At 41.2% G+C, this 14881-nt stretch carries 10 protein-coding genes; 4 read left to right on the forward strand and 6 right to left on the reverse strand.

Translation table 11 applies throughout. The features are described from left to right. The first annotated feature begins 343 nt into the window (after nt 1-343). The gene (locus F6J99_RS29865) at nt 344-4909 is read left to right on the forward strand and encodes a non-ribosomal peptide synthetase (RefSeq protein WP_293118322.1); all 4566 of its coding nucleotides are present in this window, start codon (nt 344-346) and stop codon (nt 4907-4909) included. Between the two features lie 41 nt (nt 4910-4950). Here the strand turns inward: F6J99_RS29865 and F6J99_RS29870 are convergent, their stop codons facing one another. Further along, nucleotides 4951-5544, reverse strand: coding sequence for a class I SAM-dependent methyltransferase (locus F6J99_RS29870; RefSeq protein ID WP_293118324.1), 594 nt, complete (start codon nt 5542-5544; stop codon nt 4951-4953). 1016 nt (nt 5545-6560) lie between these two features. Continuing rightward, the gene (locus F6J99_RS29880) at nt 6561-7196 is read right to left on the reverse strand and encodes a restriction endonuclease subunit R (protein WP_293118326.1); all 636 of its coding nucleotides are present in this window, start codon (nt 7194-7196) and stop codon (nt 6561-6563) included. Nucleotides 7197-7693: 497 nt separating this feature from the next. Between F6J99_RS29880 and F6J99_RS29885 the strand changes: the two genes are divergently transcribed. Further along, the gene (locus F6J99_RS29885) at nt 7694-8266 is read left to right on the forward strand and encodes a Uma2 family endonuclease (RefSeq protein ID WP_293118328.1); all 573 of its coding nucleotides are present in this window, start codon (nt 7694-7696) and stop codon (nt 8264-8266) included. Here the strand turns inward: F6J99_RS29885 and F6J99_RS29890 are convergent. After that, complete coding sequence (locus tag F6J99_RS29890) at nt 8255-8407, reverse strand: hypothetical protein (protein ID WP_293118330.1); 153 nt, start codon at nt 8405-8407, stop codon at nt 8255-8257. The two genes, F6J99_RS29885 and F6J99_RS29890, sit on opposite strands and share 12 nt — an antisense overlap. A gap of 479 nt (nt 8408-8886) precedes the next feature. On the opposite strand from F6J99_RS29890, the gene F6J99_RS29895 reads away from it, so the two are divergent. Further along, entirely contained in the window at nt 8887-11553 is a 2667-nt protein-coding gene (locus F6J99_RS29895) for a CHAT domain-containing protein (protein ID WP_293118332.1), read from the forward strand. A 129-nt stretch (nt 11554-11682) separates the two neighbouring features. Continuing rightward, on the forward strand, nt 11683-11910 hold the full coding sequence (locus F6J99_RS29900) for a hypothetical protein (RefSeq protein WP_293118334.1): 228 nt from the start codon (nt 11683-11685) through the stop codon (nt 11908-11910). A gap of 7 nt (nt 11911-11917) precedes the next feature. On the opposite strand, the gene F6J99_RS29905 is transcribed toward F6J99_RS29900, so the two are convergent. From F6J99_RS29905 to F6J99_RS45735, 3 genes are read right to left on the reverse strand one after another with little or no spacing between them, the layout of a single operon-like run. Further along, the gene (locus tag F6J99_RS29905; RefSeq protein ID WP_293118336.1) at nt 11918-12748 is read right to left on the reverse strand and encodes a DUF928 domain-containing protein; all 831 of its coding nucleotides are present in this window, start codon (nt 12746-12748) and stop codon (nt 11918-11920) included. A gap of 22 nt (nt 12749-12770) precedes the next feature. Continuing rightward, nucleotides 12771-14684 carry a CHASE2 domain-containing protein gene (locus F6J99_RS29910; RefSeq protein ID WP_293118338.1) on the reverse strand — a complete coding sequence of 638 codons (1914 nt, stop codon included), beginning with the start codon at nt 14682-14684 and terminating at the stop codon, nt 12771-12773. 58 nt (nt 14685-14742) lie between these two features. Beyond that, nucleotides 14743-14868 carry a phosphopantetheine-binding protein gene (locus F6J99_RS45735; protein WP_365974482.1) on the reverse strand — a complete coding sequence of 42 codons (126 nt, stop codon included), beginning with the start codon at nt 14866-14868 and terminating at the stop codon, nt 14743-14745. Nucleotides 14869-14881: the final 13 nt, after the last annotated feature.

Below are 14881 nucleotides of genomic sequence, written 5' to 3' on the forward strand. Positions count from 1 at the left end.
GGTGACATACTCCCACACTGACTCTTTGAGTGAGCGTGTGGGCTTCTTACCAACTCCACCCAACGGTTCGGATACTCGGTAAGCTTTATTAACGACACGGGATGCCCCTCCGCGCCGGAACAATACAATAAGTTGTATTTTTGATTAGTAGGTGGCTGACAAACCAGCATTTAAGGCCTTTGGCCACGCTTCGCGAACGGCTTTGTTTATCAGTACATATATTATAGCAATTTTATAATACCCTGTGCAAAATTCATCCCACACCTATGCTACGCATTAGGTGTGGGGCTTCTTTTGCCGGACAGCTAACCAGCCCAACCTAGTCCAGAAAAATCCCCAATTGGTGTCCCAAGTACGCAATTTCTTACAAGAACAGCTACCGGATTATATGATTCCTGCTGCTTTTGTAGTTTTGGAAGCACTGCCCCTAACACCTAGTGGTAAAGTAGATCGACGGGCTCTACCTGCACCAAGTAAGTCTCGTCGCGATTTGGTAGTTGAGTTTGTTGCTCCTCGTACTCCCACAGAAGAGATCTTGGCCAGTATTTGGGCTGAAGTGTTGGGATTAGAAGAAATTGGTATTTACGACAACTTCTTTCATTTGGGAGGAGATTCGATCCAGGCTATCAAACTTATTTCTCGGATGCGGGATACTTTTTCAGTAGAGTTGCCCCTGCGCTGCATATTTGAAAGTCCAACCATAGCTGAAATGAGCCAACACACCTCAGCTAGCGGGGACAAAGCAAACCAGCTATTACCGCCTATACAACCTGTGTCCAGAGATGGAGAATTACCTCTATCTTTTGCCCAGCAACGATTGTGGTTTCTGGATCTGCTCCAAGAAGGAGGTAGCGCCTACTATAACGAGCCAGTCGTTGTGCATTTAAGTGGTTCCCTTGATGTTACCGCTCTAGAAAAAGCCTTGGCGGAAATTGTCTGCCGTCACGAAGTACTACGAACTACTTTTAAGATTATAGATGGCTCGACCGTACAGGTTATTTCACCTGATTTAAATGTTGACCTGCCCATCGTTGACTTACAACAACTACCAAAACAGGAGCAGTCCATTGAGGTAAAGCAGTTGGTATTTGAGAAAGCCCAGCAACTGTTTGACCTTGCCAAAGGACCTTTGTTGCGAGTTTCACTGTTGCGTTTGGGGGAAAAAGAATACGTACTGTTGTTGATGATGCACCACATTATCTCTGATGATTGGTCAATGAGGGTATTCTTTGCGGAATTGTCTGCTCTCTACTCAGGGTTCCACTATCGGAAACCTTCCTTGTTGCCAGAACTACCTATCCAGTATGCTGACTTTGCCAGTTGGCAGGGTCAGTGGTTTACCGGGGAGGTGCTGGAAAATCAAGTGAACTACTGGAAACAACAGTTAGCTGGGATACCAACACTGCTAGAATTGCCGACGGATCGTCCCCGTCCTGCTGTGCAAACCTACCAAGGGAGTAGCTTCAAGTTTGAACTCAATCCCGAATTAACGACTAGGTTGAGAAGCTTAAGCCAACAATCAGGAGCAACTATTTTTATGAGTCTGCTAGCAGTATTTGGGATCTTACTATACCGCTACAGCTCTCAAGAAGATATTATCATTGGCTCTGCTATTGCTAACCGCAGCCGCCGTGAATTAGAACCACTGATCGGATTCTTCCTCAATACTATTGTGCTGCGTATTGATTTATCAAGAAATCCAAGTTTCTTGGAGTTACTCAGTCGGGTGCGCCAAGTTGCCTTAGATGGTTACGCTCATCAGGATCTGCCATTTGAACAATTGGTAGAAGTATTAAAACCAGAGCGATCACTAAGCCATAGCCCTTTGTTTCAGGTCATGTTTGCATTGCATAATGCCAACGAACAGAAAGCAGAGTTGCCTGAGCTAAACCTAACTGCTTTGGATATAGAAACGGTAACCTCGAAGTTTGACTTAACCTTGTTGATCAAGGAAACTGATGGAGGATTTCAGGCCAATTTGGAATACAACACTGATTTGTTTGATGAGACAACTATTGTCCGGATGGCAGGAAATTTCCAGACTTTGCTCGAAGGTATTGTTGCTAATCCACAAGCACAAGTTTCAAAGTTACCGTTGCTGACAACAGCGGAACGCCAGCAGCTATTGGTGGAATGGAATAATACGTTTGTGGACTATCCTCAGGATAAGTGTATCCATCAGTTGTTTGAGGAGCAGGTAGAGAAAACTCCTGATGCGATCGCAGTAATGTACGAAAATCAACACCTGACTTACAGTGAATTAAATGGTCGTGCTAACCAGTTAGCCCACTATTTACGTTCAGTGGGTGTGGAAGCAGATGTGCTAGTTGGGTTGTGTGTGGAGCGCTCCCTGGAAATGATTGTGGCAATATTAGGCATTCTAAAAGCAGGTGGAGCTTATGTGCCCCTTGATCCAAAGTATCCCCAAGAACGCTTAAGCTTTATCCTGGAAGACACTCAAGTCAAAGTATTGCTGACTCAAGAGAAATTCCTAGAATCCCTTCCTCAACATCAAGGGCGTATCGTCTGTTTAGATACTGACTGGCAGAGGATTAACCAAGCCAATCAAGATAATTTCAATAGCACAGCCAGCTCTGAAAATTTAGCTTATGTGATTTATACTTCGGGATCAACAGGTCAGCCTAAAGGCGTGGAAGTGGTTCATCGTGGCGTTAATCGTCTTTTGTTTGGGGTAAATTACGTTCATCTAGATGCAACAGACAGATTTCTTCAGATGGCTCCAATTTCTTTTGATGCTTCCACATTCGAGATTTGGGGCGCTTTGTTGCATGGTGCTAGATGCGTTCTTTTCCCAGAAAATATTCCCACTGCTAAAAATCTGAGGGCAGAAATCCACAAACATGGCATTACTATTTTGTGGCTGACGGCTGCTGTGTTTAACTCTATTATTGATGATGACCCACAAGCATTGTCAGGAATTAAACAACTACTCATTGGTGGGGAAGCACTTTCGGTGGCTCACGTTCAGAAAGCACTTGAAACTCTGCCATTGACAACAATCATTAATGGATATGGCCCGACAGAAAGCACGACTTTTACTTGTTATTATCCTATTTCTAGACAACTTGAGACGACGATAGAGTCAATTCCCATAGGAAGACCAATTGCTAACACGCAAATTTACATTCTAGACGAGTCTCTACAACCCTTGCCTGTGGGTGTGCCAGGAGAATTGCATATTGGTGGTGCTGGATTGGCACGAGGCTATCTTAACCGCCCTGAGTTAACACAAGAGAAATTCATTTCCAACCTGTTTAGCGCTGATTTAGATTCCCGCCTTTATAAAACTGGGGATAAGGCTCGCTATTTAAGTGACGGCAACATCGAATTTCTTGGACGCATTGATAACCAGGTTAAAATTCGCGGTTTCCGCATCGAACTTGGAGAAATTGAAGCTGTCTTAGGTCAACATCCAGCTGTGCGGGAAACAGTAGTTGTGGCCAGGAAAGACGCTGACCAGAAACGTCTCGTGGCTTATATTGTTTCCGAGCAAAAAGAAGAGCTAACTAGTAGCCAATTGCGACAGTTTCTGAAACAAAAATTACCGGATTACATGATTCCCTCTGGCTTTATCTTCTTGGACAAACTCCCGTTAACCCCCAATGGCAAAGTTGATCGGCGCGCCTTACCTGAATTAGATACATCTAACCGACCTCAAGACGCTGGCTTTGTTTCACCTCGTAATTCCCGGGAATTGCAACTGTCCCAAATTTGGTCTGATCTCCTCAATGTCAACCCAGTTGGAGTTAAAAATAACTTCTTTGATCTTGGAGGTCATTCTCTGTTAGCAGTTCGTCTCATGGCTCGGATTAAACAGCAGTTTGGAACTGATTTACCTTTAGCTACCCTGTTCACGGAACCGACTATTGAAAACCAAGCTAGTCTTCTGGTCAATGCTACTGAGAACCAATCTTCCTCTCCCCTAGTTGCTATTAACAAGGTAGGAAACTTACCTGCTTTCTTCTGTGTTCATCCGGTTGGGGGCAATGTTCTTTGTTATGCACAGTTAGCTCGTTATCTAGGAGATAACCAACCCTTTTACGGGTTGCAATCCCCTGGTTTATTTGGTGAGTCTGAACCATTAACCGGAATTGAGGATATGGCCAGTTGCTACATTGAAGCCTTGCAAACTATTCAACCGGTCGGGCCGTATTATTTAGGAGGTTGGTCATTAGGAGGTATTATTGCTTGGGAAATGGCTCAACAATTATCTGCTGCTGGGGAAGACGTGGCTCTGCTAGCATTAATCGATAGCTATTCACCTGTTGCTATTGACCGACCAGAACAGGTGGATCAACAGATGATGGCAAGCTCTCTAGCTAAGGATTTGGGTAGTGTTTTTGGTACAGAAAGGCAGATTGCAGTTGAGAAGCTTACAGCAAGTTTCGCCCCCCTAGCCCCCCAACTTTGGGGGGAACTTGAGTTAAAGTCCCCCGCCCCCCTAACCCCCCAATTTTGGGGGGAATTAGCGGATGCTTCGCTTTTTGATAGTCGGGGATTTAGGGGGCTTGCAGCTAAAGGTAGTGAGGTCAATTTATCTGAAAACGAGTGTAAGCAAGGAGGGCTAGAGCAGCAATTGCAGCACATCCTTCAGGAAGCGAAAGGGCTCAATATCTTACCACCGGAAATCGGTATGGAGCAGATGCGTAAGCTGTTTGGAGTTTTCCAAGCCAACTTAATGGCTATGTATCGCTATCAACCCCAGCCCTATTCTGGTCGGATTGCTCTATTTTGTGCCAGGGAGTTAGAAGCAGAAGACCGAGGTTGGCATGAGCTAGCAGTAGGTGGTCTAGAAACTTACAGGATTCCTGGAGATCATTATACTATGATGCGCTCACCCGATGTTGAGATTTTAGCTAAACACCTAGAGGTTTTAGTTAGAGAGTGAGTGAGGCTCTAGTATTGCTGCACACCAAGTCAACAGTAAGACTATCCTGAGCTTTTTTGTTCAATGTAAATCATACGAGTTCGGATTGTAATCCCTAGGGTTGGAGAAGTCCAACCCACAATAAAATAATCTTCGGTGGCATTTTCGATGGCAATTTTAGAGTGATCATAAACTGGAACAACAAAGTTTTTAATATATTCGTCTGTTGTTTCATCAAGGCTAATTATACTAGTTTTTCGGGCAATTCGACCGATGTGTTTTATCGCTGTTGCGGCGTCTTCGACACACAGTAACGAACTTAAACAAAAAACAAAATCGTAGGACTTGCTATCAATTTCAGCTAGGGCTGTTTCAATCGATTTGTGGATAGTTTTATAACCCCTTTTTGCCGCAAAATCCAGCATCTTACTTGAAATATCAATCCCTGTATAGTCAAACTCCCCTTCCAACAATTCACTTAAAAACCCTGTCCCACAAGCAATATCTAAAACACTGCCTTGATGGTGATTATGTCGATTGAAGATTTTAGCCGCCTCATATACATGCTGTGCATTACAACTGGGATCTTTTAACACCTCGTCATAGTTAGCAGCAAATTTATCATAAAATTCTTCAGCAGCAATTTTTGTTGACATAGTTCCTATTTACAAATTTAGATAGAGTATACATCTTAATTATCTTAGAACAAATCAGGGTAGTGGTAAAGATGTGGTGATTTGGCTATGGTAAGCGTCAAGGTAACGGTAGCTAAAATCACTCTTGTGTACTACTACCAAAGTCCTTAGCCTTTAAAACTTCAGGTTTAGGGTAAGTCTACCCATGTAAGCATTTTGTCCTTAGTTAGCTAAAGCGCTCTATTTATCAGGTCATTTCCTTGCTCTACTGATAGTAGCGTGACCTACGGTCAATCGTTTTTTGAGTTTGTAGCTTGTAGGGTGGGCCAAAAAAGTTGGGTTATTTTGACTATTATAGATAATATAATTTTGCCCACCCTACTTGAATTATGTGTACTGATAACTGTTCGCGTAGCGCATTAGCTGATCGCTGATAGCTGTTCGCTAATAACTGATAGCTGTTCGCGTAGCGTGCGCGTCGCGCATTAGCTGAAAACTGATCCCTTACAATTCTTCCTCTATAGGCTCGCCGTGATCAAAAATAATGATAAATTCGGCATCCGGCATCAACCGTTTCAAAGCCTTTAAATGGCCCTTGACCAAAGGTCACGCTACGCGAACGGCATCGGAACGCTTGCGGAAACGAGCAACAACGACCCGTTGCATCTTCGATAACAGCCTAATAATTACCCATGGATGTAGGCGTTGATGGTAAGACATAATCTATGTATCTCCTGTTACTGGGGGACCAAGAGCCAGCCACACCGGCCTCGCAAAATCCGTTGGCTGGCTCTTCCCGTGGACGTTTAACGACCACAGTTTTACTATAGCACAAAAAATGGCATATTATAACATATTTGTTAAATTTTTGTAACAAAGTTTTTAGGGAATTTAGAATTTAGAATTTAGAATTTAGAATTTATACCAAAAGTCAAAAGTCATGAAATACATAAAGATTGCAAAAGCCAATGTATATGGTCATGTTTTTATTTTAAGTATGACGCTACTTTTGAAAACTGGTATTACTTGTCTCTCCTCTAAGAATTAGCCGTGACAGCAGCAATACGCTTCAAAATACCCAAAACATCATATAAATAATTGCCAGGATTCCAGATATCAAACGCTTTTGATAAACCATAGCGTAGGGTTTCGCCTTTAACTAACTTGATAAAGATAAAGCTAGCACCATTAGTAACAAGACCAAATGTTGGTTGCTCTGTTTGGGGACTCTTCAGCATGTAAACTAGTGCTTGAGGAATTGCTGGTTGTAAGGAAACAGCAGAACGTTTGGACTCAATAACGGCGATCCAAATTGGTTTGCTCACGGCCAAAATCTCAATCCGTCCTTTGACAATTGTGTCTTCATCTTTATCTTCAATGGGTAAAGACACTTCATACTCTGCTTGAACCTTAAAAGGCGGTTGATAAAATCCTGCCCAATCCAATAAAGGAGAAACAACAACCATTTTCACTAGGTCTTCTAGTACCAAATCTTTAGACAAGTACTTGTAATTAGCTTTTGCTCTATCAAGAATTTGCCTTTCTATTTCACTTAGTTGGGGCAGGTCTTCCACGCACTCTGGAAAAAACTCTGGCTCCATTACTTCTTGGAGCTTAAATTTATCTTCTACGTCACTAAGGCTGAGTTTTGATGGATAAATAATAGTAGCCATGATGGATGGATTTTACGGACTCATTTTTCCATGATATCTCAAATAAAACCTGTGGCATTATCGGGTGCATCAAGACAGCGACTCGTGCAGTTTTAACCGCTGTGATACCTACCACCTTGGGAATCGACTAGTTCGACGTATTGCATTCGCCTTTCCCCTAAGAGGTTGTCTGAGAAGTCTCATTTGCTACATCCAAGCCCCCGTTGGTCCCCCAAGCGAGGGATTGCTCGCTTGGGGGACTTTTACCAACAAATTGATTCTTGTTCCCCCCAGAATTGGGGGGCTAGGGGGGCAAAATTCAGTATCAAAAAACTTTTCAGATATCCCCTAAGCAATTATATGACTTTGCGGCAGTTATGGGTAACTTCATATCAGGGAACTTCGGATCAGTGGAGAAGAATTGACGGAAACAGTATCATAAAACCAAGAAGGAAAGTACCTGACCCGATTGAGAATTGCTATAGTATGGTCACATCTGTTTCTGGAACTAGCTGCTAATGGTAAAGATAGCTGCCTTACCTTTGACTCTCGAAGAGTTTCTGGAACTCCCAGAGACTAAACCCCCTAGGGAATATATTAACGGTGAAATTAGCCAGAAACCAATGCCTAAAACTCGCCACTCCAGACTTCAGGGTAAGTTGACTAGTACAATTAATACTGTTGTTGAGGAAGGGCAAATTGCCTACGCTTTCCCAGAGCTACGATGTACTTTTGGCGGACGGTCAATTGTTTCGGATCTAGCAGTTATTCGCTGGCACCAGATTGAATTTGATGATGAAGGGGAGCCTGTAGATGATGTGTTTATTGCTCCAGACTGGACTATTGAAATTATCTCTCCAGGCCAGAGTTCAAACCAAGTAATAGGTAATATTTTACATTGTATAAAACATGGTTCTCAACTAGGATGGCTAATTGACCCTTACGACCGCTCGGTCTTGATTTTTCTACCTAACCAACAACCGGAATTGTTTCTGGTAAGTGACTCTCTAGTGGTGTTAGATGGTATCGAGCTTCAGTTGACAGCAGAGGAAATTTTTGGCTGGTTGAAAATGGGAAGTTCAGCAACATAAGGGAGTAGGGAGTAGGGAGTAGGGAGTAGGGTAAGGGTGGGAAGTGTGGGGAGATGGGGAGATGGGGAGATGGGAGAGATTTTTATTAAGCGATGCAGCGCGGTCTTGGGGAGGCAGCGCGGTCTTGGGGGTTCCCCCCATGAGCGACTGCCGTGGTTTCCCCCATGAGCGACTGCATCAAGACAGGGTAATTATCCCGATCCGAAACTTAGTCATAGCTTACTTTTAGGTGCGACCCGTGGCGAATTTAATTCGCCTACGGAAAGCGCACCTTTGACTTCTGACTTCTAACTTCTGACTTGCGCGTAGCGCTATACTTGGCTGCTGCTGTGGTTTGGCTTAACTGATGACACGCCCTAGTTTGCTTGATTACCAAATTTTGATAGTGTTAAGAACAAGCACTTAAGTGATATAGTACTACGCATTAAGGTGTTTGACATTGATACAAGCAGCAAAAGGTGCGACCCGTGGCGAATTTAATAATTAGATGCGGAAAGCGCACCTAAACTGTTTTAATCAACTTTTGCCTTTTGCCTCTTGCCTGTTGCCTTGCGCGTAGCGCTATATTACACAGCTAAAGCCGGAGTCAGCCTGTGTTCCATAGATTTAGTAAATCAAATATGCGCCGTTGGCTCGGAGTATTGTTTCTCATCAGCCTGACATTATGTTTATGGCTGGGTAATCTATCTTTAATAACAAAGCAAGCAACGATAGGAGAATTAGTCAACGCTCAAGATACCAATACAATTCAACAGGTAAATCAAGGTATTGAACGCTATGCTAGGGGAGATTATCGCGGTGCAATTTCCTTATGGAAAGAAGCGTTAAAGGTATATGAAAAAAGTAATGAAGTGGAAACTATTGCAATTGTTAATGAAAATTTAGCAAGAGCCTATCAGCAGTTGGGGGATACTCAGGAAGCACTTGGCTATTGGGAGAAGGTAATTTATTACTATCAGACTATTGGCAATTTACAAAAAGTAGGGCAAGTGCTTACGGAACAAGCGCAAGCCTATAGTAATCTAGGACAACCAGGGAAAGCAATTGCGCTGTTATGCGGTCCTAATTACGACAAATCGCCAGGGAAGCGAGAGTGTTTGCCAGGGAGTGCATTACAAATTGCTCGTGAGCAACAAGATAAACTGGGGGAAGTAGCAGCATTAGGAAGTTTAGGTGAAGCTTATCGTCTCCGGGGTGATTACGACGAAGCAATCGACTATTTAGAAACGGCATTAGAAGAGGCCAAAAATTATAATAATCCCGCCTATATTGTTTTGATATTAAATAGTTTAGGTAACACTCATGCAAGTCGTGCCCAACTTTGGAATTTACGGGCTAAATCTGCTGCCCAACGTCGTATTCCTAAAGCCAAGGAATTTAAATCTAATGCCAGGGAAGATTATCAGAAGGCTTTGGGCTATTTTCAATGGAGTTTGACACAATCTCAAGAACAAGATTATAAATCGGCTCAAATGCGAAGTCTACTGAATTTAATTCAGCTTTATGAACGCACTCAAGACTTAAATTTAGTTGATGCAGCAACGATTAATGTAGATATTCAACAAGCTTTAGAATTACTCGCTCATTTACCAGATTCTGTTACGAAGGTATATGCAGCTATAGATTTAGCTAATTTACCTGATGGTGATAGTAATATTACTTCGCCCTTAACCCAGTGTTCAGCAAAGGGAAAATTAGCAGATGCACAAGCAACAACAATACTAAATCAGGCTATCGAAATTGCCCAAAGATTGCAAGCAACACGTGCTGAATCTTATGCTTTAGGTGCCCTAGGTCATTTTTATGAATGTCGTAAAGCCTATCAAAAAGCTTGGACATTAACTCAGAAAGCACTGTTATTAGCTGACCAAAATTTGCAAGCTAAAGATAGCCTTTATTTATGGGAATGGCAAGCAGGTAGGATATTACAAAAGCAGAACAAAGAGGCACAGGCGATTCCTTTCTATCAACGTGCCTATAATACCCTAGATAAAATTCGCAGTGATATTTTAATTGCAGAACGGGATTTACAATTTGACTTTCGGGATGTAATTGAGCCTGTTTATCGTCAGTTAGCCCAGTTCCGAATTGAGTTAGCTTCTCTGGATGAAGAAAATCGTAATAAAGAATTAAATTTGGCCTTAGCAACGGTTAATTCTTTAAAACTAGCAGAGCTACAAAATTATTTTGGCAATGATTGTATTTTGGCAGCTATTAATAATACTCAAGTTGATGAACTTTTAGAAAAAAACACAGCCGTGTTTAGTTCCATTGTTTTAGACGATGGTACGGCAATGATTTTGACTCTGCCAAATAAGGAAAAACACTTACACTGGATCAAAGCATCACGGAAAGATTTTAGAAATCAGATTGAAAAATTCCGCCAAGGATTAATAGACGGTCAATTGTCAATCACTTATGATACTACTGAAGCTAAAACGTTATATGATTTGATGATTCTTCCTTTTGAAGATTATTTAACGTCGCAATCTATCGAAACTATTGTTTTCATTCAAGACAGCTTTTTGCGTGACATCCCAATGGCTGCCCTTTATGATAAAAAAGCTCAGAAATACTTAATTGAAAACTATGCGATCGCTACCACCCCTAGTTTAAGTTTAACTGCACCCAAAAAACTAAATACTCAAACAGGTCGTGCGTTAATTTTGGGGGTCAGTAAAGAAGCAATAATTGACGAGCTCCCATTCCGAGCTTTGCCAAGTGTACCCTTAGAAATCAAAGAAGTTCAAAAAATATTTCCTAATCATAAACAGTTTATAGATGAAGACTTTGAACCGAAGAAACTAGAAAAGGAAATTCAAGATACAGTTTACCCAGTTATTCATATAGCAACTCATGCTCAATTTGGAATAATTGCTGAAGATACGTTTTTAGTTACAGGAAATAATAATAAACTCACCATCAATGAATTAGAAACAGTCTTACGCCAAGTCAGTGGCGGTGCTGCCTCTGTTGAGCTTTTAGCACTAACGGCTTGTCAAACAGCGGTAGGTGATGAACGTTCTAGTTTGGGTTTAGCTGGTGTAGCTTTGCAAGTTGGGGTCAGAAGTGCAATGGCTTCCCTTTGGTCTGTGGGAGATGAATCTACATCTTTGTTAGTGAAAGAATTTTATAGAAATGTACATCAATTGGGAATGAGTAAAGCTAAAGCGTTACAAGCTGCTCAGAAAAAATTACTTAAGGCAAAAGAAATCCCAGAAATAAATAACCAATATGATAATCCTTATTTTTGGGCACCGTTTATTATGATTGGTAATTGGTTGTAAAACCTAGATAGGGTTTGCTGAAAAAGTCTTTTGGTATTGGTAGGAGTCAGGAGTTGGAGTTACGGAGTTAGGAGAAATGGGAATTATATAGGAGGTAGTCGGAAGACTTGTCCCTTTATTTTTCTGCTCTTGTCTGCCCAAAAGGCTAAGTTATTGAGCTTTTTCGACCGAAAAGCTGGGACTTTTAGAGACCAAAAAAGGCTAAAACCTTTATCTGTCAATGCTTTGATAGTTAATCAGCAAGCCCTAGATATAGCACTACGCATTAAAGTTAAGACATTTATAAAAGTAGTAAAAGCTATTATAATCAGCTATTGCCTATTGCCTATTGCCTATTGCCTATTGCCTTGCGCGTAGCGCTATATCACTTATCCATATTTACAATTTCCTCCAACCACTTAATTTTATCAGCATCTTCTTCTAACTCAGACTTAGCCAGGTCTTCCACTAAACTGGAACCAAGCTTTCCCATTTTTCCAGGTTGTGCCAACCTTAGCGCTTCCGTAAATGCTTCATACCAAAAATCAGCCCCAGCATAGATATCTACTTTATTGTAACTATTAACTGTAGTAGATAGCCTTCTTTTTATCTGTGTTGGCAACTCTACAACTCTGAATTCTGCCCTTTCGACTATAGCACCATCTGGACAACGAATTGCGATCTGCCACAAATATTTTTTACCTACCGTTAATCCTGGGTGATTCTCTGGTAAAGACAGCTGAAAAACTCCTGGTTGAGTTTGCTTTTTAATGGGACTACCCAATTGTTTAAGTGTATTATTCGACTCAAACTCAAACAGTCTAAACTCTATTTCATGAGAACTGGAAACAAAGCCAGCAAAAGTGGGATGCACTGAAGCGGTTTGACCAACATAAGTCTGAGGTGCCAGGAGTGTCAGGGGTATTGCTTCACCTGGACATCCCCTAGGACCTCCAGTTCGGGAATAGTCACTAGTAGGTTTTCGATCACGTGGTGTAAAACGAGCAGTAGTGTCGGAAGAGTCACTAGCAGGTTCTCGATCACGTGGTGTAAAACGAGCAGTAGTGTCGGAAGAGTCACTAGCAGGTTCTCGATCAGGTGGTCTATATTCAGCTATAGCAAATGGCACAAACAATAGTAACAAACTGAGGGTACAGCTAGTTACTAGTCTGTAATTAATAGGTTTGTTAAGGAATCCTAAACCTTGAGTAGTCATACTATTCGGAGATTGTAATATTTTATTGTTTACGACGACTTTTATAATCTGTTAATTGCCACGTTAGTTCACATAACGTTCCTTTAGGAAAAAGAGAATCACGTCTAAAATCACCTCCCAAACTTTTCGCAACATTTTTGAGTAACTGTGTCCCTTTGCTTTCAGTTAATGAGGAAATACCAGAACCATTATCTTTTATGCTCAAAGTGTACCACCCTTGATTCTCTTTACCAGTAGCTTCGACACGTTTTACTCCTTTAGCGTGTTTTCCAACATTGCACAAAGCTTCTTCGAGAAATAGGCATAGTTCTTGTCTTTGTTCAAGGTTCAAGTATTTTTCATCAATGGGATCAAATGCACGAATTTTTACCTTCATAGTTTTTAAATACTCCAAGTCATCACGTTCCAATGTACTGGTATATACTTGATAAAAAAGCTCATGAATAGAACGTTTTAACTCTAACTTTAAACCACTTCCTAATCTTATACTTTCTTTTGTAGTTAGTGCTTCTAGATTCAGATACTCGCCAATTTCTCTGATTTCATGATTGAGTTTCTCTAATTGCAATAGTAATTCTTCTTGTGGTGCATCTTGACTTCGCAGATGCTTCAACACATGGGCTAATGTTTGTAGAGGACCAGCATGAATAAGATCAAATGTATGTTTTCTTGTACGTTGACGTTCCTTAATTTGAGACTTTAAAGCCTGGTCATGTTGATAAAATGCAAACGCACTTAGTCCCAAACCATTAATTACTAAAATTAACAAACCTGGTACTAAAGAAACCCACCATCCCCATACAATTAGTAAATAGGTGATTCCAATTAAAGCAAAACTACTAGCACCAACAGCTAATATATTTTTCCATAGAGATTGAGTTATCCGAGCGATAATCATGGGAATAACACCCCAGATGATTATCCACAAATATTCCCATTTATCAGACCAAACGTTTAAAAAAGGTCTGTTATTTAAAACACCATTAATTATCTGAGAACTAACATGAGCATGAAATTCTACACCATAAATATGACCGTTAATTTTTGCATAGGAACCAGCAACTGCTGAAGTATTAAAACGGTCAGGGACACTCTGAGCAGTGATGCCAATAAAAACAATCCGGTTATGAAATAATTTCGGGTCTAGTTGGCCAGATTGAATATCTTTGAGTGATACAATAGTAAAGGGCTGTTTGCCACTCCGAAAATTAACTAACATCTTTAATCCACTATCATTCCCCCTGATATATCCCCCAGAATTAGGGAAAAAGCGAGGGAGTTCTTTGGTGTCAAACCTGATAGTATTAGGATCACTGATACCCGTTTCTATATTAATCCCTTGCGCAGATAAATAGGCTTGTGCGACGCGCAGGGATAGGGAATATTTGTCTTCATCGAGATTGTGGGGGTTTTGCGGTGATGGAGTCCAAAGCAAATAACGTCTATATTGACCATCTTGATCTGCAATCAGATCAGAAAACCCCACTTGCTGTTTCGGTAATTCTGGAGGTGGAGGAATTTGCTCGGGTGGTAATATTTTTTCAATCCCAATGATAGTTTTGTGTTGCTGAAAGACTTTTGTTAGTTTGGCATGATCTGGCTCAATAGGTATATCTCTAACAATATCAAGACCAATAGCAATTGGCTGATACTCTTCTATTGTTTGGATCAGTTCAGCGATTTCTCCATCTGGTATGGGATAACGTCCAATACTGCGGATGTCTTCTTCGTTAATACCAACAACTACAACCTTATCATCTGTTGGTTCCCCAGGACGAAGACGTAAAAAAGTATCAAGGGCCATCCACTCGAAAAATTGCAGTGAACCTATTAAACGTAGTATAACCACTATTATGATAACTGCTATTCCTGGAAGTGCAGCTTGTCGCCATATGGCAATTTCTGTGTTGATTTTTTTTCTAATTTTCCATACCATATACCAATCCTAAATGAATTGTGATAATTTTTTTTACCTTTTCCCTACTCCCTACTCCCTACTCCCTACATGCTAGTTGAGCGATAGTAAGATTTTGAAATAGCTTACTTACAAATAACTCTACTGAAAATGCTTGTCGCACCCGAGACACCACCTGAGTTGCCATCAAAGAATGACCACCCAAATCAAAGAAGTTA

It is taken from the genome of Moorena sp. SIO4G3, assembly GCF_010692305.1.
GTDB lineage: Bacteria > Cyanobacteriota > Cyanobacteriia > Cyanobacteriales > Coleofasciculaceae > Moorena > Moorena producens_A.